The organism is Alteromonas sp. ABV4_515 (assembly GCF_056160345.1).
This window is the reverse complement of sequence record NZ_JBSWWZ010000001.1, coordinates 955161-975364: the sequence shown is the minus strand read 5'-3', so window position 1 is coordinate 975364 and position 20204 is coordinate 955161. Positions and strand designations below refer to the sequence as shown.

The following is a 20204-nucleotide window of genomic DNA, read 5'->3' as shown; positions in this document are numbered from 1 at the left end:
ATAAATCACCGATATGGGTGATTTATTGTGCGGGATTATAAGGACGGGGATAATTTGTAGGTTTTTCCAGTCTATTGAGCCCGCGGCTTAAATTTTCTAGTCATATACTTGAAGCCTTGATTTATAAAGATGACGTTAGAGAAAGTTGTAAACCGGCGGAATGCATACTTTTAATGGAGTAAGTAGGCTGAGGCAGGCTCAGCCATGTTTTTACTCAATATTCTGGATCTGCTCTCTCATCTGCTCAATCAGCACCTTCAATTCAACCGCAGACTGGGTGATTTCGGAGTTAATCGACTTTGACCCTAATGTATTCGATTCACGGTTAAATTCCTGCATCATAAAATCGAGACGACGGCCGCAGGCGCCACCTTTTTTGAGAATATTTCGGGTTTCTTTCACGTGGGCATTGAGGCGATCAAGTTCTTCGGCGACATCAACTTTTTGTGCCAGCATCACCATTTCTTGTTCAATACGAGTTGGATCCAACTCTACCTTGGCTTCTTCGAAGCGAGATAGAATTTTCTCACGTTGCCACTCCACAATAGCAGGCATCTTTTCGCTCACTGTAGCGGCTTCAGACTCAATGGCATCAAGACGTTGTTCAATCATTGTTTTAAGGGCATCACCTTCGCTGGCGCGGGCTTCTATGAACTGAGTCAGCGTAGTATCAAACGCGGCAAGAATGTCTGCCTGAATGGCGTCCATATCGGCTTCTTCTGCGGCAATGACACCGGGCCAGCGTAATATATCCAAAGGATTGACGCCGGTAGACTGACCATGGGACTGCACCCAATCTGCTGCATGCATCACTTCTTTTGCCAGTGCTTCGTTGAGGTTGAGCTTAGTGACGGCCGCATCGTTTGCATTGAAACGCAGAGCACACTCTACTTTGCCGCGCTGAAGACGTTTACGGAAGCGCTCTCTGAGCACTGGCTCCAATGCGCGAAACTGCTCTGGTAAGCGAAAATATGTTTCCAGAAAACGCTGGTTAACCGAACGGATCTCCCATACTGCAGTACCCCAGTCTTTTTTGACTTCAGAACGGGCAAAAGCGGTCATGCTGTAAATCATAAAAATGCACTCTCCCAGAGGCTCACTATTGTTTGTGTAAACGATCATACGCGACTTTTGGACAGTATGCCCAATTATCAACATGACGCATAATAGCATTGTTAATATGTAAACACTGTTTCTGGCCACAACAGAGTCATGCGCTAAACAATGTATCTAAATGGTATCTAAATGTTTCGTAAATTGATTTTACAACGCAGCTACACTAATCTTTTACACTGTTTAGACAAACGAAATTCAAAAAAGTTAAATACAAGGAAAGTATTAGTATGCGCAGTTTACTTTTTGCCTTTTGCTTAGCCATATCATTTAGCAGCTCTGCTAAATTCACCCTCGAAGAAATAGCTCAGGCTCCTCAATATCGTGACGCCGATATATCCCCAGACGGCAAACACCTCGCCGTCGTTTACATTAAAGATGGAAAACGGAATCTTGCTGTATTAGCCATGAAAGATTTTTCGGTAGTGGGTGGCACTAATCTCGGTCAGGATGCCGAGATTGGTACGGTTTACTGGGCGAATGAAGAACGCTTGGTAATGACGCTTCTGCGTACTGAAGAAAAGCAAGCTGAGTCAATGAGTCATGGTGAAATTTACGCACTGAACTACGACGGTTCCGACGGGAAAATTATCTTCGGATATACCAAGGCCCGGCGAGGCGGTATTAAAGCCCGGCAAACAAACGCGGATATGGCTGGTGGAAGGATCATCAATTTATTACCGGATGATCACGATAATATTCTTGTTTCATCACAACCATTCTCCCGGGATGGCGGCAGTCTTGCAGAAGTTCACAAGCTTAACGTTTATACCGGCAAACTAAGTCCGAGAGTAATACGTGCACCTACAAAGCTCGCATCAGTTTATACAGATAAAGCCGGTAATGTGCTGATGGCGTCGGGCGTCGATGACAATGGTAATTCGCAAATATTCAGAAAAGCAAAAGATTCAAATGACTGGGAAGAAGTGTCTAGTAATTACGGCACTGAATTTGGCATTGTTGGCTTAAGTGAAGATGGCAAGAGTGCGGTCTTTTTTGATAACTACCAGCAGGACAAAATTGGTCTGTTCAGCCTGAATCTCGACACCTTTGAAAGAAAGAGCATTTACACCGACCCTACTGTCGATCTGAGTGATGTTTCTCTTACTTCGGATGGCACTGCGGTTTACGCGGTGAGAGTTGAAAGTGGCTACCCGTCTTATGTGGTGTTCGGTGATGCGGGTGAAGAAGCACAACTATTTAAATCCTTATTACAGGCCCTGCCAGGCTACCGATTGAACATCACCAGTAGCACAAAAGACAACAAGAAGTGGGTAATTCATGCGAGTAGCGATATTGATGCTGGTACCTGGTATATGTTTGATGCTGATAAAAACAGTCTCACTCAGCTTCTTGCCAACATGTCACATATTGCTGTAGATGATCTGTCTGAAATGAAACCCGTCACTTTCAATGCAAGAGATGGTGAAAAGATCCCGGCTTACGTGACCTATCCGGTTACCATGAAAAAAGGTGAAAAGGTGCCACTGGTTACGCTGGTACATGGTGGCCCCCACGGTCCTCGCGATGCCTGGGCATTCTATCAGGAAGTGCAGATGCTCGCTGGTCAGGGGTATGCGGTTTTGCAGGTAAATTTCCGGGGCTCGGGTGGCTATGGCAGAGCTTACATGGAGAGCGGCTACCAGCACTGGGGCGATTTGATTATGCACGACATCATCGACGGCACACAATGGTTAGTGGACCAGGGTAATATCGATGCCGACAATATTTGTATCATGGGTACCAGCTTTGGTGGCTATTCTGCAGTCATGGCGGCAGAGCTTGCTCCGGATTTATTTAAATGTTCGGTAGCTACAGCTGGCGTCTACGACATGAATTTAATGTTTACTGAAGGTGACACAACCGATGTCTTCTTTGGCACTGATACTCTGGAGAAATTCCTTGGTACGGACCGTGAGCAGCGGATAAAGTTTTCTCCAAATTATCACGTCGATAAATTGAAAGGGCCGGTATTAATTGCCCACGGCAAGAAGGACCGCCGTGCACCCTATGAACACGCAGTACGATTAAGAAATGCAATGGATAAAGCTGGTAAGCCTTATCGCTGGTTTATTAAAGAGGATGAGACGCACGGATTTTATGATGATAAGAACCGTGCGGAATATTTCAATGTCGTTGCCAGTTTCCTGGCGGAGAACCTCAAATAACATTCAGTGAACCATAAAGTGTAAAGTGACCCCCATCCATTGGATATGCCAATGACTGGGGGTCTTTTGTTTTATAGGGGAAATTTAAACAAACTCGACTTTGAATCATCAACAAAGCCTAAACTCCCGTTCAACTTACCCTGTTAAGTAAGCTATAATCCCCGCTTATTTATTGCGTCTAAAGCCTATATCAGGAGATCCCTATGCGTCCAAGCGGCAGAACCGCCAGTCAGATCCGTCCCGTTACCATTACCCGCAACTATACCTGCCATGCGGAAGGCTCGGTGCTGGTGGAATTCGGCAACACCAAAGTGCTGTGTACCGCTACTGTGGAAGAAGGGGTTCCTCGTTTCATGAAGGGTCAGGGAAAAGGCTGGGTAACGGCTGAATACAGCATGCTGCCTCGTGCTACGCATACCCGTAGTCAGCGTGAAGCGGCTCGCGGTAAGCAAGGTGGTAGAACGTTGGAAATCCAGCGTCTTATCGCGCGTTCTTTGCGTGCAGCACTGGATCTGAAACTGCTGGGCGAAAATACCATTACGCTGGACTGTGATGTGATTCAGGCTGACGGCGGTACCCGTACTGCGTCGATTACCGGTGCCTGTGTGGCACTGGTAGATGCTCTGACCTATATGCGCGCCAAGGGCATTATCAAAACCAACCCATTGAAATTTATGGTGGCTGCACTGTCTGTGGGTATTTATGAAGGTACGCCGATTGCCGATCTGGAGTACACCGAAGATTCAGCGGCAGAAACCGATATGAACGTTGTCATGACCGAAACCGGTAAGCTGATTGAAATTCAGGGCACTGCCGAGGGCGAACCGTTCTCCTTCGAAGAGATGAACGAAATGCTGGATATTGCTAAGCATGGTCTGCGTGAACTCTTCGACGTGCAAAAAGCAGTACTGGCGTAAGGAGATATCATGAAAGCGTTTAAGCGTGAATTTATTGAATTTGCCATTGCCCGTGGCGTACTGAAATTTGGCGAGTTCACTTTAAAATCGGGCCGCACCAGCCCGTATTTCTTTAACGCCGGTTTGTTTAACAAAGGTGGCGATCTGGCAAAGCTGGGTCGTTACTATGCCGCAGCGTTGGCAGATTCCAACATTGCTTTTGATGTGCTGTTTGGTCCGGCTTACAAAGGCATTCCTATTGCCACAACCACCGCGGTTGCACTGGCTGATCATCACGACATGGACGTGCCTTACTGCTTCAACCGAAAAGAAGCCAAAGATCACGGCGAAGGTGGCAACCTGGTAGGTAGCCCGCTTGAAGGCCGTATTATGCTGGTAGACGATGTGATCACCGCGGGTACGGCTATTCGTGAATCTATGGAGCTGATTGCCAAAAATGGCGCAACGCTGGCTGGCGTGCTGATTGCCTTGGACCGTCAGGAACGGGGTAAAGGCGAACTGTCTGCCATTCAGGAAGTCGAGCGTGACTTCGGTACTGCTGTGGTGTCTATCGTTTCTCTTGGCGACGTGATCGCGTATCTGGAAGAAACCGGTGAGCATGCAGAACACATGGACTCTATTCGTAAATACCGTGAGACTTATGGCATCTGATAACCCGTCTTTTGTCAACGCTGATCATGAACTGGATGCACTGGGCTTACGTTGTCCTGAGCCAGTCATGATGGTGCGCCTGAAAGTACGTAAAATGACAGACGGTGAAACGGTGTTGATAACGGCTGATGATCCGGCAACGGAGCGGGATATTCCTGGCTTCTGCCGCTTCATGCAGCATACGTTGGTGGCAAGTCAGACAGAAACCCTTCCCTATCAGTTTCTGATCCGTAAAGGTGTGTGAGTAGAAAGACTACGAAAATTGAAGAAGCCGGCACCTGCCGGCTTTTTTGTGACTGTAAATGTTGAGCGATTAGCTTGGTTCAGCGATTTCCCGGTGTGGTGCGGTAAACGGTTTCAAAGCCACAAAATATTCCGAACATAGCAATTCCTGCCCCGATAGCCGCGAGTTCATATTGTCCGTAGCGTTGGTTAAGGATGGTATTGAACGCTTCTCGGATACCGCCTGCTTCCGAAGGATCTAACTCAATGCCTGCCTGAACAAAAAAAGCGCCTACCAGAATGTATACAATACCTCGAGCCAGATAACCGAGGCGGCCGACAACACGACTCAGGTGCACCTCATTATCGTGCATGTGATGGGTGTTGAATTTTCCCATAAAGTCAGCCTTAAAAGCATGTTTGAGCTGAATAAACGAGAACACGAGAATACCCACGCCGATTGCCGCTACCAGCCACTCCCCCCAGATTTGCTGCATGAGTTCCTGCGAAACCTGCTGGCTGCCGCCACCGTCTGAACTACCAGCACCTGTCAGTACTTTTATGGCACCCCATGCACCAACGCCGTAAATGATGGCTGATAAAACGAAAAAAGCCCGGGTGATGACATCGCCAGCTTTAGACATGTCAAGATCTTCTGTATTCAGAAAAGCCTGAATCAGACGCCACAACATGTAGCACACCAGTCCGCACACTACACCTGCCAGTAGATACCAGCCAAAAGGCTGTTCCATCAGCGTACGAAAAACATGTTCCTGGGAAGGTTCTTCTGATTTAAGGAATGAGAGCGCGGTGGTCACAACAAATATTCCCAGTAAAACATAGACCACGGTTTTTGCCCCGTAGCCCGCGCGGGCGATATAGCTGATGACGTTTGATTTGTTCACAGATTTTCCTTTCAGCCGTGATATCCGGAACGATGACACCATGTCGGCTTGTCCGTATTATTTATGTGTACGGTAGGAAGGGATAGATAAGATTTATCTGATGTAAAATTTAATCTATTTCCGATATAGCCTGCAGCAATAATTGCTTAAGACGTAACTTATCCTGGTGTCTGCAGCAACGGATATCACTTATATGCAGCGTATGCTGTTGCAGCAGCCGTTTGAGCTGATGGATGTCCAACTCGAGGGTGATAGTATCTGCTGCAGCATGAAGCCGCCCCTGCGTCATTAGTGCAGTACCCGGGAAGAAAGCGTCTGACGCTGATAAAACGCCTGTCCCTGTTGCAGCGAGAAGCTGATTTGTCTGAGATGAGAAAGCATATCGGGCTCTGTAGCAAATAGAGGCGCCAGAGCATGAATTTGTTGTGCTGCGCTATCAAGGCACACGACCGCTTCGTTAATATTGCCTGACGCGGCATGAGTACGGGCCAGTTGAATAGCGGAAGCGCCATAGGCCAATAAGTCATTGTGTTTTGCATTGGTGTGACTGTCTGAAACCTGAATAGACAACATCACTGCCTGGGCCATCTCAAAAGCTTCTCCCGCTGTCTGACAGGCCGTTTCCATTTCCCCTGAGCGAGCTTTCTCCAGAGCGGTCTGACTGGTTTGCGTAAAGTGTTCCCTGGCGTGCTCGGGATGCATCTGAAGCCATTTCCAGTAAACCGGACAAAGATAGTTTGTTTTCATTGTCGCACCTCCTTTCTATTTAAAGTAATGCAAATGAGAACTATTATCAAATAAAAAGTTCACTACTATTTTTGTTTGCTTGGCTCAGCACTGATTCAGAACAATGTTGTGACATACCAAATCAGCACGACCAATAGGGTTAACGCAATAATTGCTTTGGTTTTGTATCGTCTGATCAGCGACTCGGCTTTGTCGCCCGCGAAGTACACAACAGCAGCCAGCCCAAAATAACGTAGTGAGCGAGCGATCACTGTTGCCAATAAAAAGAGTAGCAGTGAATATTTGGTTGCGCCCGCTGCTAACATGGCTATCTGAAACGGTATTGGCGCAATGCCCAGTGTCATGACGAACCAGAACCCTTGGCTTTCCATTTTGCTGGAAACGCTGTCAAATTGTTCGGGGCTGGATAACGTTTGAATAACCCAGTCGCCCACCAAATCAAACAGGTAATAGCCAAGTGCATATCCAAACAGGGCACCAAGAACACAGCCTAGAGTCGAGACTAGTGCTATGGCCCACAGTTTTTCTCTGCGGGCCTGCATCAGCGGGATCAGGATAGCTTCAAGAGGAATAGGAACGATGGTGGATTCAAGAAAGGATGCCAGGGTGATCCCTTTCAGCATGTGTTTCGAATTCACCATCTTTTTGGTGCTGTGTTTTAACTTTTTGGTTATGGGCATTATCTTCTTCTATTGTTAGAAGATTGCCCCATCCTTCATGACGAAAACAACCTTCTCCATCACCTGAATATTCTCAAGTGGGTTACCTTCAACGGCAATGATATCTGCCAGCTTGCCCTTTTCGATAGAGCCAGACTGGTCGTTGATCCCCAACATTTTTGCCGGTGCGATCGTTGCGCTCTTCAACGCTTCTGCTGCTGGCATACCGGCCTCAACCATAAGCGCGAACTCCTGCGCATTATCACCGTGGGCAGATACACCGCTGTCAGTGCCAAAAGCGATGTTTACACCTGCTTTATACGCACGACAGAAGGTCTTTTGGATCAATGGGCCGATAACGGTTGCAGTACAAACAGTGCAGACAGGCACATTAAACGTTTTTTCATCGTTATTATCTTTCGTGAAGTTTGTCCAAAGGCCGTTTTGCATGATTAAAACGGATTGAATCTACTGTAAAGAGTTGTGACCGGTGACGCCAGTGATCAACTGACCACCTGCTTCAATGCACAAAAAAACGCGGTGCCCTTTCGGAAACCGCGTTTTTCAAATCAGTGAAGGGTGTTATTAAAAGCCGTCGTCTACCAGCAGCGACTTCAATTCACGTAGCTTCGCTTTTATGCGACGCATGTTGTCAGGCCCGGTACGTAACAGTTGTTTTTGCGGCGTACTTAACTCTTCCAACTGGGAATCAGCATATTTGTATGCGACCGAATCTGAATACACTTCCACAGGAACGGGCACTTCTGGTGTATCCAGCAGTTGATCAATCGCTTCTACCAATACTGATTCAAAAGGTTGACCTGGCTGACCAATCTCATCGTATTTTGACTGAATTTCGCCCTCATAACGCTTCATTAACTGAAGCAGTGCTTCGTTATCAAAGCTTTCCATCATTGTGACGTAAGGGGTATATCGCTTATAGCTGGCAGCATCGATCCACTCTTTGTCGGCTTGGCGATAAACCTTGAACGATTGCTCCGGCGCCGTCAGCGGAATTTGCTGGCTAGCAGGCATCTCATCGTTGGCAAGGTTTGTCACGGTAACAACAAAGCGCTGGATCAAGCCTTCATTCACAATCAGACTGTTCGCTTCTTCAGAATCGGAAATTTCATTCAGCGCTTCTTCTACGCCTTTATCAGATACATCAAGTGGCTCTGGCTCTGGTTCTTCTGCCGGCTCAGGCATCGGCTCAACCTCGTCAGTTGGCTCAATTTCCATTGGCTCTGGCGGTGGTGCTGGAGAGAAATCTACGGGCTCATTAGGCTCGATGGGTGTGTCCACCACCGGCTCCTCTGTTACCGGAGCGGGTTTCTCTTCTGTGGGCCAGAGCACAACTGCAATAATTACCACAACAATGGCTGCGATAATCAAAAAGTGCGGGGCCAGTGTTTTCTTCTCTGAATCGTCACTCATAACTTTTCACCCTGTAATGTTACCTCTGGATCTCAATACTACCAGAGATGTGTCCACTGTTTTGAGAATCAATGGATCAATTTGTTCCCTGCAAAAAGCAAATTCCTCTTTTCTAACACTTTTCTACACTAAAACGTCACTTTTTGATCGAAATATTCTGTTTATACTCGCAAAAAGTGCAGGAAATATTACATCATCTTAATGTAAAACCGGCGTCAGCGGGCTGGTCACTATAACAACTCATTCATACACTAACTGAGTGTAAATCAGTCAGAGGTTTGTCATGAGTAAGTTCTATTTTCGCGATATCGAACATGCCCCCATGGTGATAGATTATCTTGAAGTGCAGTCATATGAAATGAACGTCTATCTTGTTCATCTGTGCGTTGGTCTTCGTTCCGGGCTCGTCTACGATGAAAAGAACAATCCAATGCGGTTCTACAGTGCCGGGCAGATCCGCGAATTGTTTGCGCATTGTGAGGTGGAAAAAGCCGTGATGAAACACGATACCCCCTACGATGAAATGATCGGTAACCCGCCTAAAGCCGCTTACTCTATGGCGCTTCCGTTCACTATGACGTTACCGTATTAATATCAGCGTCAAAGCCAGGGCGCGGCGATAGCGCGAAGATTCATCTGTGCATTCAGTCGTTTTGCGAGCAAAAACAGGCCTCCCAGTTTGCGGTGAATAAACAATGCGTCTACAGGAGGCACATGCCAGAAATCCTGGTCGTATGTGAGTGCGGTGCCCAAAGTATGAATGCGTGCGATGAGGTCGCTGGTGCCGAAATCGTATTCTGTATCGTGGTGGATAGCTTCACACGCTGTCATCCCCAATTCTACCACCCGTGCTTTTTGTTCATCTGAGTGGGACGATAACAACAGGCCAATAGACAAAGCGGCTTGCTCCATCATGGTGTTGTCTTGGGTAGCGGCTGCTTTCAATAACTGTTGGTAACCTTTTGCGATATAGTCAGGAATTTCCCGGGTTGCCCCGAAGTCGAGCAAGATCACTTTGCCGGATTGAGGATGAAAGCGGTAATTTGCAAGATTTGGATCGCTTTGGATAAGTTTGAAATCAAAGACTTCTTTGAAGAATAAGCGTATCAATGCACTCATGATGTGATTGCGTTGTGCTTGCGATAGCCCAAGTACCTGCTGAATATCTTCGCCACTTTCAAAACTCATGGCCAACACATCTGTTGTGCACAGCGCTGGAAAACTTTTCGGTACAATAAAATCCTGGTCGTTGTTGAGCAACTGATGATAGCGGTCGAGCATCTGCGCTTCGCGCAAATAATCAGCTTCTTGCTTAAGCTGCCCTTTGGCCTCTTCCAATACAGTGGCAATGTCCAACTCTTTTGGGATTAAGCCACTCATTCGAATTAAAGTGGCAACATTATTCACATCACTGTCTATGCTCTCCCGTACACCAGGATACTGTACTTTCACCGCAAGCATGGTTCCGTCCATAGTGATGACTTTATGTACCTGTCCAATGGATGCGGCCGCCTCCGGGGTAGAGGTAAAATATAAAAGGTCGCTTTGCCAGTTGTCGCCCCAAGCTTCAGCGAGTACTTCATCCAGTTGTGCTTTCGGCATAGGCTCAGCATCATCACGAAGGCGGGCAAGAATATCTGCCAATTCCCGGGGCAGGAAATCACCACCATCCATACTAATGAGCTGGCCAACTTTCATGGCCGCGCCGCGCATTGTGGCGAGCTTATCGGCAATGCGTGTTATGTTCGCAGGAGTGAGCAGCAAATCGGACATGGCAGGCCGCTGGCCTTTAAGCAGTTGACTGGCGCCTGATGTCACCACGTTCCCTGCTATTCGCCCTGCTAATGACCCTAACCCGAATACCCGGGAAAGGCGACCAGATGGAACGGCCTTACCTCGGGGAGGTTGACTATTGTGATCGTCGCTCATCGACGTTCACACGAACATAACGGACAGCATTTGAATGAGCATGCCTATCACGCTGCCGACAATAAACCCGATCCAGCCATTTTTATTGATGTAACGAAACACGGTAGCTAAGAATATGCCGCACCAAAGCATAGCGGCGTAGACAGAGAGTGTGCTATTGGCATCGCTGCCGCCGGGAGTAAACAGCAGTACAATAAACATCGCAGCCATTGCGCCAGAGAGCAGCACCCACATAATGTTCTTTTTATCGGTAAAGCTGTTGGGTTGAGTATTGGTTTCAGACATAAGACTTGCCCGTAGACATTCACAATATTTTAACTATGAAGCATTACGGGCAAGTGGGTCAATGTGCAGATATAAGACTTTAGTGTTGCGCGTCGTTGTGACCAGTGAACTCAACGCTAAGTAGTTCCACATTATCACGGAATGTTAGCGTTTTAATGTCGCCCTGACCTTCCACATTCAATGTGTTGACCTGGGATGGCCAAATATCACGTAACGCATCATGACGAATGCGCAAACCTTCTAAGGCGGGTGGTTGTTCCGTTTCCTGGTATACCCAGAAAAATTTTCCTTCCGTTTCATAACCTACGGTTTTCAATGCGAGGGATTTGTCCTCGGCATTCAGTAGATAAAACCGTGAAGTTACATAGTCTGCAAAGGCTTTCTGCGTCGATTCGTCATCAAGAATATCGGCGTGTTTGTCGAACAGTACTTTTACCGCATGTTCGGCATCGTGCAGATTAAAACGGTGCATAACCTCAATGTTCTCAGTGCGCTGATTGAACAACACTGTGGTAATGGCCGCCTTTATTTGGTGTGCCGCAGTAACCTGACTGATAACCAGCAGCAGAGCCGCTAGGCTCCACTGCTGTAAACGGCGAGACTTAGTTGTCATCGCCTTCTTCATCATCGTCGGTCTTCAGCTCGGTTTTCATATCCTGCATCAGGTCCATTGAAGTGCGTGCTTCGCTCTTCTTAGACTTGTACGCTTCGATACGTGAAGGAATGATACGACGCGGGTAGTAGTTATTTTCTACGTCTACGTCTGCCGTTTCCCAACGAGGATCAACCGTTACGCTTACCAGCTCTTTATCTTTGTCAGTCACAATCAGCTTAGATACCGCCTTAGGTGTACGACGCCAGATTTCAGCAGGAATACGCATGGTTTGTTTTGTGCCATCAGCAAATTCCATTTCCAGCAGTATTGGCATTACCAGACCGCCCAGGTTGCTGAAGTCCATTACGTAATAGTTCTTGTCTTCACGAACGGCACGTTCAAAGGTTTCACGTTCCCATGGCTCCAGTTTTTTCAGGAAATCACGGTACTTGTTACGGTCTTTGTTGGTTGGTGTGTACTGGTCGTTGTCATCATAGAAATCTTTGATGTCATCGAAACGTTCAACCCACAACTTACGGCCTTCTTCGCGGTTACGCTCGTCGGTGAGCGACAGCGGCTTGTCCATTTCAGCTTCACGCTGGCGAGCCAGATCGATGTCAGGATCTTTGGTATCTAAACGCAGCTTGTACACGCGGTCGATAGAGATATCTACGTGATCCGTGGTGTAGAACCAACCGCGGAAGAACCAGTCCAGATCTACACCAGACGCTTCTTCCATCGTGCGGAAGAAATCAGACGGTGTAGGACGCTTAAACATCCAGCGTTGTGCATATTCTTTAAACGCAAAATCGAACAACTCACGGCCAAGAATGGTTTCACGCAGAATATTCAGCGCAACGGCAGGCTTGGTGTAAGCGTTAGGGCCTAAGTGCAGAACTGAGTCAGACTGGGTCATGATTGGCACCTGAGATGAGCCTTTCATATAGCCTGTTACATCGCGTGGCTCAACACCCCAAGGAATGTTTGGATCCCATTCACGACCGGCAACGCCATCGAGGAAGCTGTTTAAACCTTCGTCCATCCAGGTCCACTGACGTTCGTCAGAGTTCACGATCATCGGGAAGTAGTTGTGACCCACTTCGTGGATAACTACGCCAATCAGGAAGCGCTTTTCAGACAATGAATATGTCCGTGAACCGTCATCTTGGAGCTCGGTGCGCGGGCCGTTGAAGGAAATCATCGGATATTCCATGCCGCCAACCGGACCGTTTACAGACTGTGCAGTCGGGTATGGGTAAGAGAACGTAAAACGGTTGTATACGTCCAGGGTGTGTACTACAGATTCTGTAGAGTATTTCTTCCACAGATCGCCACCTTCTTTCGGATAGAAAGACATGGCCATGACGTGCTTCTGCGGACCATCCTGTTCAATACCTTTTGCATCCCACATAAACTTACGTGAAGACGCCCAGGCAAAGTCACGCACGTTGTCGGCTTTAAAGTGCCAGGTTTTGGTTTTGCTGGTACCTGCTTTCTCGTTTTCCAGTGCTTCATCTGCGGTTACGATGAAAACAGGGCGCTCAGCGGTTTTAGCTTCTTCTAAACGCTTACGCTGGGTGCTGGTAAGCACATCTTTCGGGTTTTGCAGAACACCAGTAGAAGAAACGATGTGGTCGGCCGGTACAGTTATAGATACATCGTAGTTACCGAATTCCAGGGTGAACTCACCGCGGCCGATAAACTCTTTGTTGGTCCAGGCTTCGTAATCAGTGTATGCCGCCAGACGCGGGAACCACTGTGCCAGCAGGAAGATGTCGTTACCGCCTTCGCGCTCGTCATCCGGGAAGTGCTCGTAACCAGAACGGGCTGATACGGCATCTTCTTCAACGATGTTATAGGCAAAATCGATATCAAACTTGACTGATTTACCCGGCTTAAGCGGGGTTGCCAGGTCAACACGCATTAGGGTGCCAACGATAACTTTATGCAAGTCTTTGCCACCGGCTTTTACTGCATCAATCTGATAGCCTAATTCGTGGTCTGCCACAAATTGGTCACGACGCAGGGCGCCCATGCTCAGTTTTGCCGGGCTGTCGCCGTTGGCTGATTGTGTTGCTGGACCACGGTTGCCAATACCGCCAAAGGTGGTGGTCAATGCAGACAGTGAATCATCACGGAATTTGTTCTGATCGAGCTGAATCCACAAGTACTTCAGTGTATCTGGCGAATTGTTGTGATAAGTGATGGTTTCAGTGGCTTCAATGCGGCGCTTTTCTTCATCCAGTTCAGCTTTGATGACGTAGTCAACTTGTTGCTGCCAGTACTGGTGGCCGGCTTCACCTGCTGCGTTACGGTAAACGTTAGGTGTAGGGAGTACTTCGTCGAGTTGTCTGAATTTATCTTCGAAGTCGCCTTTTGTTTGTTTTATCGCTGCGGTGGCTACAGGAGCCTGAACCAGTAAACCCAGTACAGGAGCCAACCAAAGCAGACGCTTTTGTCGCGTGCTCATTCAATTTCCTTCTTATTATAAAAAGACAGAAAGTCTAAAATGTTATGTTATAGCTTTTTTACATATCGATGCCAGTTTTTAACCGTAGATAGCTCCTGTCTCACCGCAAATCAGCGCAATTTCACTGGTTGTTTTTATGCTGATGGTCTAAGTCTGCAAAATCCGATCTAAAGGATTACCGCTTACACATTTTTTTCTGCCGGTGTTTGCAGTATTCTCGAAGATCTCTTTGCTTATCACTAATTTTCATGAGTAATTTCACCTGGCAACGTGCTGTTATTAAAGTAGGCAGCGCACTCATTGCGCCAGACGGTAATAACGTCAGCGCAAAATACCTGCTTCCTCTCGCTCGATTCATCACCGAGAGCCGTGCGGCAGGAAAGGAAGTCATTGTTGTTTCGTCTGGAAGCGTAGCGGCCGGACGGGGCCGGGTGGTAATAAACCACCCCGCATCCATTGCTGAAAAACAGGCCATGGCAGCCATTGGCCAGATGCAGATGATGGCGAACTGGCAGCGATTTTTCGACTGTCCCTGTGCGCAGGTTCTACTTACTGCCGAAGACCTGCGTGATCGAACCCGCTACGTGAATATTAAAAATACCCTTCGTGAACTGCTTATTCATGAAGCGCTGCCTATCGTCAATGAGAACGACACCGTGGCAGTGGCGGAACTGAAGGTGGGTGATAACGATAATCTTGGCGCTTACACGGCGCTGGTGGCGCAGGCCGACACGTTAATTATCTGTTCTGACATCGACGGCCTTTACACCGCCGACCCACGCAAAAATCCAGATGCCACTTTAATTCCTGTGGTGGAATCCATAACACCGGAAATTTATGGTTTGGCGGGTGGTGCCGGAACGGCAATGGGCACCGGCGGCATGCGAACAAAAATCGAAGCGGCAGATAAATGTGCCCAAAGTGGTATTCAGACACTGATTGTTAATGGCCGCGACGGCAAGGTATTTGACGCATTGCTTAAAGGGCATTGTCCGGGTACGGTATTTTCAGCTCAGCAATCACGCCAAACGGCAAGGTCACTGTGGCTTACTCATACATTGAAAACGCGCGGTGTGGTGGATATCGACGCCGGCGCCAAACGGGCGATCACCGAGCGAGGTGCATCGCTCTTGCCTTCGGGTGTTATCGGAGTAAATGGTAAGTTTGCTGCCGGCGATGCCATTGAACTGCGTTGCGACGGGCAAGTGTTAGCCAAGGGGCTGGCACTGTACGACGCCAAAGATCTGCTGCAGATAAAAGGGCAGAAGAGCAGTCAGATCCAACACATTCTGGGTTATGACTATGGTGAAGTGATCGTTCACCGTGATGACTTGGTACTGTTACCATAAACTGAATTTTTGCGTGTCCTTGGCCGGCGCGCTTCGCAAGGAGAGTAAAGATGACGGATTTCGCCCCCGCATTAAGCGACTATCCCTATCAGGTAAAACTGACATCCCGTCAGGAAGACAACGACGAAAACGGCTTCATCAATAACGTGGCGTTTTACAGCTTTTTCAATACCGGCGTTAACATGTTCCTGCAGAATCACTGTCCGCAAGCGTTCGAGCATGAGGGCATTACGGCGTATGTCGTGAGCTCTCAGTGCCAGTACATGTCGCCTGCCTCCTTCCCTGACGATATTTTTGTTGGTCTTCGTGTGGCAAAAGTCGGGCGCAGCTCGGTAACCTACGGGTTGTCGGTGTATGCCGGTGAAACCAAACGTCGTGTCGCTCATGGTTTGTTCGTGCATGTTTATGTAGAGCGCCATACCGATAATGCAGTGCCTATTCCGGCGGATGTCAAAGATGCACTGTTAACGTTCTCTGAGGAGTTTTAATGAAAGCGGTATTGCTGGACGCCGATACACTTAAACCTGAAGAGTTAGACTTAACCGGTCTTACTGCATTGCCAATTTCGCTCACCCAATATGCAACTACCACCGCGGATGAGCGTATTGCGCGGATAAAAGACGCCGAAATTATTTTGGTGAACAAAGTGGTACTCGATGCCGAAGTGCTGGCTCACGCCAGTGCTTGCAAATATATCGGTGTGTTGGCCACTGGCACCAATAATATCGATAAGGCGTATTGTCAGGAGCAGGGTATTCACGTAGCGAATGTAGAGGGGTACGGTACTGATGCGGTGGCGCAGCATGCGCTCATGCTGATGCTAAATCTTGCTACGTCTTGTCCAGCCTATGCTGCCGATGTGGATGCGGGTAAATGGGCTGCTGGTCCGCACTTTTGTTTGCTTGATCATCCGGTCATGGAGCTGGCGGGAAAAAATCTGGTTATTGTCGGTTATGGTGAGCTTGGACAACGCTTTGCTGCCATGGCAAAGGCTCTGGGGATGAATGTACAGGTTGCTGCCCGCCCGGGAAAAAGTGACGACGAAAGGCCTTCGTTAGATGCGCTGTTACCCGATGCGGATGTGGTTTCGTTGCATTGCCTGCTTTCCGAAGATTCAAAGCACCTGATCAACGCTGAGCGGCTTAAAGTAATGAAGCCAACGGCGTTATTGGTGAATACCGCCCGAGGGGCGCTTATTGATGAATCTGCACTGCTAAGTGCGCTTAAAAACGGCGAAATTTTGGGTGCAGGGCTAGACGGGCTTTCACAAGAGCCGCCTCCGGCTGATCACCCGTTACTAAATACCGGCCTCAAAAACTTACTGATTACGCCACACTCTGCTTGGTTGGCGAAAGAGGCGCGCCAGCGCTTAGTCAACATCGCTACGGGCCACTTAAAAGCCTTTTTATCGGCATAACCCTTCATCGATTTGTTAGATAACATTTCACTTTGTTTAAGAAGTGGAATGTTATTTAACAGCGTGCTGAACCCTTGTCGTCCATTTATTCCCTCTGGCTGCTTCTAACCTACTGCCCTTATTGAATTTTCTCATGTGAGCTTGTTTGCCCTCTATTGGCATTGCCTTTGCTAACTACACTAAATAAAAGCACCGCTAAAACGGTTTGCAAATAACTCGTTCAATAATAAATAAAAGGGTTTCACCATGAAATTAGTTGCCAAGGTCAGCTTACTGACCGCACTTGCTGCTCTGGTTCCTTCTGTTGCGTTTGCGCATACCGGCACGGGTTTTCATTCCCATGGCCTTATGGCGGGTCTGGCTCACCCAGTGATGGGCTGGGACCATCTGGTGGGATTGCTGACCGTAGGTTTCTGGAGTATGACGCTGGTTAAAAGCCAGCAGACAAAAGTTATCACCACCTTTTTTGCAATGCTGATGTTAGGTTTTGTTGCCGGAGCATCGGGTATTGCGTCGTCTGCCGTAGAAAGTGGAATCGCTGCGTCAGTGCTGCTCGCAGGCTTGCTATTAATACGTAATCGCCAATTTGCAATGCCTGCGGCAGCGTTTTTTGCCACTTTCTTTGCCGTGTTTCACGGTATCGCTCACGGCGCTGAGGCATTCGTTGGCGCGTCTTTCGAATTCGCCGTTGGCTTCATGTTAAGCAGTGCCATGCTGTTTGCGTGTGGTGCATTGTTTCAGATGGTATTTGCACAGCGTTTCGCTGCAGTGCGTTATATTGCGGGAGCCGGCGTTGCCTGTGCCGGTTTAGGAATGATGGCGTTCTGATAGTAAGACAAGTCGCGGGCCCACCGCTGATCCGGTGGCCACCCGCGGCGATTTCGTTAGCAAATTCGCGGCAGTTGTTCTCCTACCAGCATATCCATAATGCGTTCGCCGCCGAAAAACGTTTTTACCACAACTCTACCCGCTTTACCTTCCGCTACTTCTCCAATAATGGCTGCGTCCTTTCCCCCAGGATGCGCACGCATAGCCGACAGCACGGTATCGGCAGATCCTGCTGGTACGGCAGCCACAAGCTTTCCTTCGTTGGCGAAGTACAACGCTTCGAGGCCAAGAATTTCACAAACACCGCGAACTTCTTCACGAATGGGCACCGCTTCATCATCCAGACGAATACTTACCTGAGATGACTCTGCAAACTCACAGAGCACAGTAGCGACACCACCACGGGACGCATCGCGAATTGCATGGATATCGGGACACACTGCCAGCATAGCTTGAACTAAGCCATGTAGAGGCTGACAGTCGGTTTTTAGCTCGACGTCCAGCGCCAGATCGCCACGGGCGTTTAAAATAGCCGCACCATGATCGCCAATGAAGCCATTCACGATGATTTTATCTCCGGTCTGGCAGCGCTTCGATGAGATATTTACGCCGTCAGGGATCACGCCGATACCCGTGGTGTTGATAAAGCATTTATCGCCTTTACCTTTCGGTACCACTTTGGTGTCGCCGGTGACAATCATCACACCGGCTTCATCTGCAGCCTGCTTCATTGAGGTAACGATACGCCGTAACTGTTCCACTGGCATGCCTTCTTCGAGGATCATGCCGCACGACAGATATTTAGGCATTGCGCCAGACACGGCTAAATCGTTTACTGTGCCATTTACTGCCAGCGTACCGATGTTACCTCCGGGGAACTCAATTGGATCTACAACGTAGGAATCGGTAGTGAATGCTAACTTCGCTCCTTGTTGTTGGAACGCGGCTAAGTCGAAACGCGCCTGATCTTCCAATCCGTTTAAATGTTCGTTATCGAAGGTGCCGACAAAGACATCGTCGATAAGATCGCGCATGGCTTTGCCGCCAGCACCATGCGCCATGGTAATGGTGGCGGCTTTTAAAGTATGTTTTGACATTGCAACTACCCTGCTTGATGTACGTCTATCTTGCCGTAACTGTAGTAGGCAGAACAGGCGCCCTCGGTGGATACCATCAGCGCGCCGACGGGCGTTTCTGGGGTACAGTCTTCGCCGAACGCAGTGCAATCCCACGGCTTCAGTGCGCCTTTGAGTACTTCGCCGCACTGACAGGATTTAGGATCTTCAACTTGCAGCGTGGCCACTGAGAATGCTCGTTCTGCATCGAATTCTTTAAACGCTTGGCGGATCTTCACGCCAGACTCAGCAATAGAACCCAAGCCCCGCCATTCAAAGTGCTCACGTACCTCAAACACCTCGTTCACCGCCGCCATGGCGTTCAGGTTGCCTTGTTCCGGCACAATCCGAGCGTACTGGTTTTCAACTTCGGCACGTCCATCGCGTAATTGCTCCACCACCATTAATAGCGACTGTAAAATATCCAGTGGTTCAAACCCGGCAACCACCAGCGGGCGGTTGTAGTGAGAGGCGATGAAATTATAAGGTTGTTTACCAATCACCATGCTTACGTGTCCCGGCCCGAGAAAACCGTCGATAGACATGCCCGGCTCATCCAGAATCGCCTTCATGGTTGGAATAATGGTGATGTGGTTGCAGAAAAGATAAAAGTTGTTCAGTCCTTCACGCTTCGCCTGCATCACGGTAAGCGCGGTGCTGGGCATAGTGGTTTCAAAACCGAGGCCAAAAAACACCACCCGCTTGTGCGGGTTTTCCCGGGCGATAGCCAGCGCATCCATCGGAGAGTACACCATACGCACATCACAGCCTTCGGCGCTGGCCTGCTGCAGGCTCTTCTTCGAGCCCGGTACCCGCATGGCATCACCAAAGGTGGTGAAAATTACATCCGGCTGCTCGGCAATAGCAATACAATCGTCCACTCTGCCCATGGGCAGTACACATACCGGACAACCCGGGCCGTGCACCATCTCAATGCCTTTGGGCAGCAATCCTTCCAGGCCATAACGAAAGATAGAGTGAGTGTGGCCACCGCAGACTTCCATAATTTGCAGCGGACGCTCCTTAGCACGTGGAATGTCTGCCACTACCTCGTGGAGTTTTTTCAGTACCTTGCGGGCAAGGGCCGGATCGCGGAATTCATCAACGTATTTCATTATGCTCTGCTCCCCGATTGCGTCATGGCGTCCATTTCTTCCTGCAGCTCGCCAATTTCTTTCAATATCTCCAGCGTGCGCTGTGCTTCGTCTTCATCAATGAGGCTCATGGCGAAACCCACGTGAATGAGCGCCCAGCTGCCGATAACGTCAGATTCGGGCTGATCCGGGGTGTAAACGCAGCTCAGATTCACTTCACGCTTTACACCAAGAATACTGGCGACGCCAAACTGGCCGCCTTCTCTGACCTCAACGATCTGGCCCGGAATACCTAAACACATAATG

General features: G+C 48.6%; 22 protein-coding genes. 9 read left to right on the top strand and 13 right to left on the bottom strand.

The window, feature by feature from the left end; translation table 11 throughout:
* Positions 1-210: 210 nt before the first annotated feature.
* Positions 211-1074 carry a YicC/YloC family endoribonuclease gene (locus tag ACXAGX_RS04175; protein WP_070124372.1) on the bottom strand — a complete coding sequence of 288 codons (864 nt, stop codon included), beginning with the start codon at positions 1072-1074 and terminating at the stop codon, positions 211-213.
* Positions 1075-1343: 269 nt separating this feature from the next.
* Between ACXAGX_RS04175 and ACXAGX_RS04170 the strand changes: the two genes are divergently transcribed.
* The 4 genes from ACXAGX_RS04170 to tusA all read left to right on the top strand — a co-directional run bounded on the left by ACXAGX_RS04170 (position 1344) and on the right by tusA (position 5093).
* A complete protein-coding gene (locus tag ACXAGX_RS04170; RefSeq protein WP_474836745.1) occupies positions 1344-3281 on the top strand; it encodes a S9 family peptidase in 1938 nt (645 codons plus the stop codon).
* 203 nt (positions 3282-3484) lie between these two features.
* Positions 3485-4198: a ribonuclease PH gene (gene rph, locus ACXAGX_RS04165; protein WP_474836743.1), complete on the top strand. Its 714-nt coding sequence runs from the start codon at positions 3485-3487 to the stop codon at positions 4196-4198.
* A 9-nt stretch (positions 4199-4207) separates the two neighbouring features.
* A complete protein-coding gene (gene pyrE / locus ACXAGX_RS04160) occupies positions 4208-4849 on the top strand; it encodes an orotate phosphoribosyltransferase (protein ID WP_070124376.1) in 642 nt (213 codons plus the stop codon).
* Positions 4839-5093, top strand: a complete 255-nt coding sequence (gene tusA / locus ACXAGX_RS04155) for a sulfurtransferase TusA (RefSeq protein ID WP_474818513.1) — start codon at positions 4839-4841, stop codon at positions 5091-5093. The genes pyrE and tusA overlap by 11 nt, the downstream gene beginning before the upstream one ends.
* Positions 5094-5172: 79 nt before the next feature.
* Here tusA and ACXAGX_RS04150 read toward each other — a convergent pair whose 3' ends face one another.
* From ACXAGX_RS04150 to ACXAGX_RS04130, 5 genes are all read right to left on the bottom strand, one after another.
* Positions 5173-5976, bottom strand: coding sequence for a DUF1206 domain-containing protein (locus tag ACXAGX_RS04150; protein WP_474818515.1), 804 nt, complete (start codon positions 5974-5976; stop codon positions 5173-5175).
* 288 nt (positions 5977-6264) lie between these two features.
* Positions 6265-6723 (bottom strand): hypothetical protein, encoded by a 459-nt coding sequence (locus ACXAGX_RS04145; protein WP_474818517.1) that lies wholly within the window; start codon positions 6721-6723, stop codon positions 6265-6267.
* 95 nt (positions 6724-6818) lie between these two features.
* Complete coding sequence (locus ACXAGX_RS04140) at positions 6819-7403, bottom strand: YqaA family protein (protein ID WP_474836741.1); 585 nt, start codon at positions 7401-7403, stop codon at positions 6819-6821.
* A 15-nt stretch (positions 7404-7418) separates the two neighbouring features.
* Entirely contained in the window at positions 7419-7832 is a 414-nt protein-coding gene (locus tag ACXAGX_RS04135; protein ID WP_474836739.1) for an amidohydrolase family protein, read from the bottom strand.
* A gap of 135 nt (positions 7833-7967) precedes the next feature.
* Positions 7968-8816 carry a DUF3014 domain-containing protein gene (locus ACXAGX_RS04130; protein ID WP_474836737.1) on the bottom strand — a complete coding sequence of 283 codons (849 nt, stop codon included), beginning with the start codon at positions 8814-8816 and terminating at the stop codon, positions 7968-7970.
* 283 nt (positions 8817-9099) lie between these two features.
* Between ACXAGX_RS04130 and ACXAGX_RS04125 the strand changes: the two genes are divergently transcribed.
* On the top strand, positions 9100-9408 hold the full coding sequence (locus ACXAGX_RS04125; protein WP_474818523.1) for a DUF6482 family protein: 309 nt from the start codon (positions 9100-9102) through the stop codon (positions 9406-9408).
* Between the two features lie 8 nt (positions 9409-9416).
* Here the strand turns inward: ACXAGX_RS04125 and ACXAGX_RS04120 are convergent, their stop codons facing one another.
* The 4 genes from ACXAGX_RS04120 to ACXAGX_RS04105 form a co-directional block, all read right to left on the bottom strand.
* Positions 9417-10745, bottom strand: coding sequence for an ABC1 kinase family protein (locus ACXAGX_RS04120; protein WP_474836735.1), 1329 nt, complete (start codon positions 10743-10745; stop codon positions 9417-9419).
* Positions 10746-10751: 6 nt separating this feature from the next.
* Positions 10752-11030 (bottom strand): hypothetical protein, encoded by a 279-nt coding sequence (locus ACXAGX_RS04115; protein WP_474818527.1) that lies wholly within the window; start codon positions 11028-11030, stop codon positions 10752-10754.
* A 79-nt stretch (positions 11031-11109) separates the two neighbouring features.
* Positions 11110-11643 (bottom strand): DUF6702 family protein, encoded by a 534-nt coding sequence (locus ACXAGX_RS04110; RefSeq protein WP_474818529.1) that lies wholly within the window; start codon positions 11641-11643, stop codon positions 11110-11112.
* Positions 11633-14095, bottom strand: coding sequence for a M1 family aminopeptidase (locus ACXAGX_RS04105; protein ID WP_474836733.1), 2463 nt, complete (start codon positions 14093-14095; stop codon positions 11633-11635). The genes ACXAGX_RS04110 and ACXAGX_RS04105 overlap by 11 nt, the downstream gene beginning before the upstream one ends.
* Positions 14096-14343: 248 nt before the next feature.
* On the opposite strand from ACXAGX_RS04105, the gene proB reads away from it, so the two are divergent.
* The 4 genes from proB to ACXAGX_RS04085 all read left to right on the top strand — a co-directional run bounded on the left by proB (position 14344) and on the right by ACXAGX_RS04085 (position 17689).
* Positions 14344-15444, top strand: a complete 1101-nt coding sequence (gene proB / locus ACXAGX_RS04100) for a glutamate 5-kinase (protein WP_474818533.1) — start codon at positions 14344-14346, stop codon at positions 15442-15444.
* Positions 15445-15494: 50 nt separating this feature from the next.
* Positions 15495-15932, top strand: coding sequence for an acyl-CoA thioesterase (locus ACXAGX_RS04095; protein ID WP_070124394.1), 438 nt, complete (start codon positions 15495-15497; stop codon positions 15930-15932).
* Entirely contained in the window at positions 15932-16861 is a 930-nt protein-coding gene (locus tag ACXAGX_RS04090) for a D-2-hydroxyacid dehydrogenase (protein WP_474836731.1), read from the top strand. The genes ACXAGX_RS04095 and ACXAGX_RS04090 overlap by 1 nt, the downstream gene beginning before the upstream one ends.
* A 246-nt stretch (positions 16862-17107) precedes the next feature.
* The gene (locus ACXAGX_RS04085) at positions 17108-17689 is read left to right on the top strand and encodes a HupE/UreJ family protein (protein ID WP_474836729.1); all 582 of its coding nucleotides are present in this window, start codon (positions 17108-17110) and stop codon (positions 17687-17689) included.
* Between the two features lie 56 nt (positions 17690-17745).
* Here the strand turns inward: ACXAGX_RS04085 and hypE are convergent, their stop codons facing one another.
* The 3 genes from hypE to ACXAGX_RS04070 are packed head-to-tail and all read right to left on the bottom strand — an operon-like array spanning position 17746 to position 20200.
* Positions 17746-18786, bottom strand: coding sequence for a hydrogenase expression/formation protein HypE (gene hypE, locus ACXAGX_RS04080; protein ID WP_474836727.1), 1041 nt, complete (start codon positions 18784-18786; stop codon positions 17746-17748).
* Positions 18787-18791: 5 nt separating this feature from the next.
* A complete protein-coding gene (gene hypD / locus ACXAGX_RS04075) occupies positions 18792-19919 on the bottom strand; it encodes a hydrogenase formation protein HypD (protein WP_474818540.1) in 1128 nt (375 codons plus the stop codon).
* Complete coding sequence (locus tag ACXAGX_RS04070) at positions 19919-20200, bottom strand: HypC/HybG/HupF family hydrogenase formation chaperone (RefSeq protein ID WP_474818542.1); 282 nt, start codon at positions 20198-20200, stop codon at positions 19919-19921. Before ACXAGX_RS04070 ends, hypD begins: the two co-directional genes overlap by 1 nt.
* Between the last annotated feature and the right edge of the window lie 4 nt (positions 20201-20204).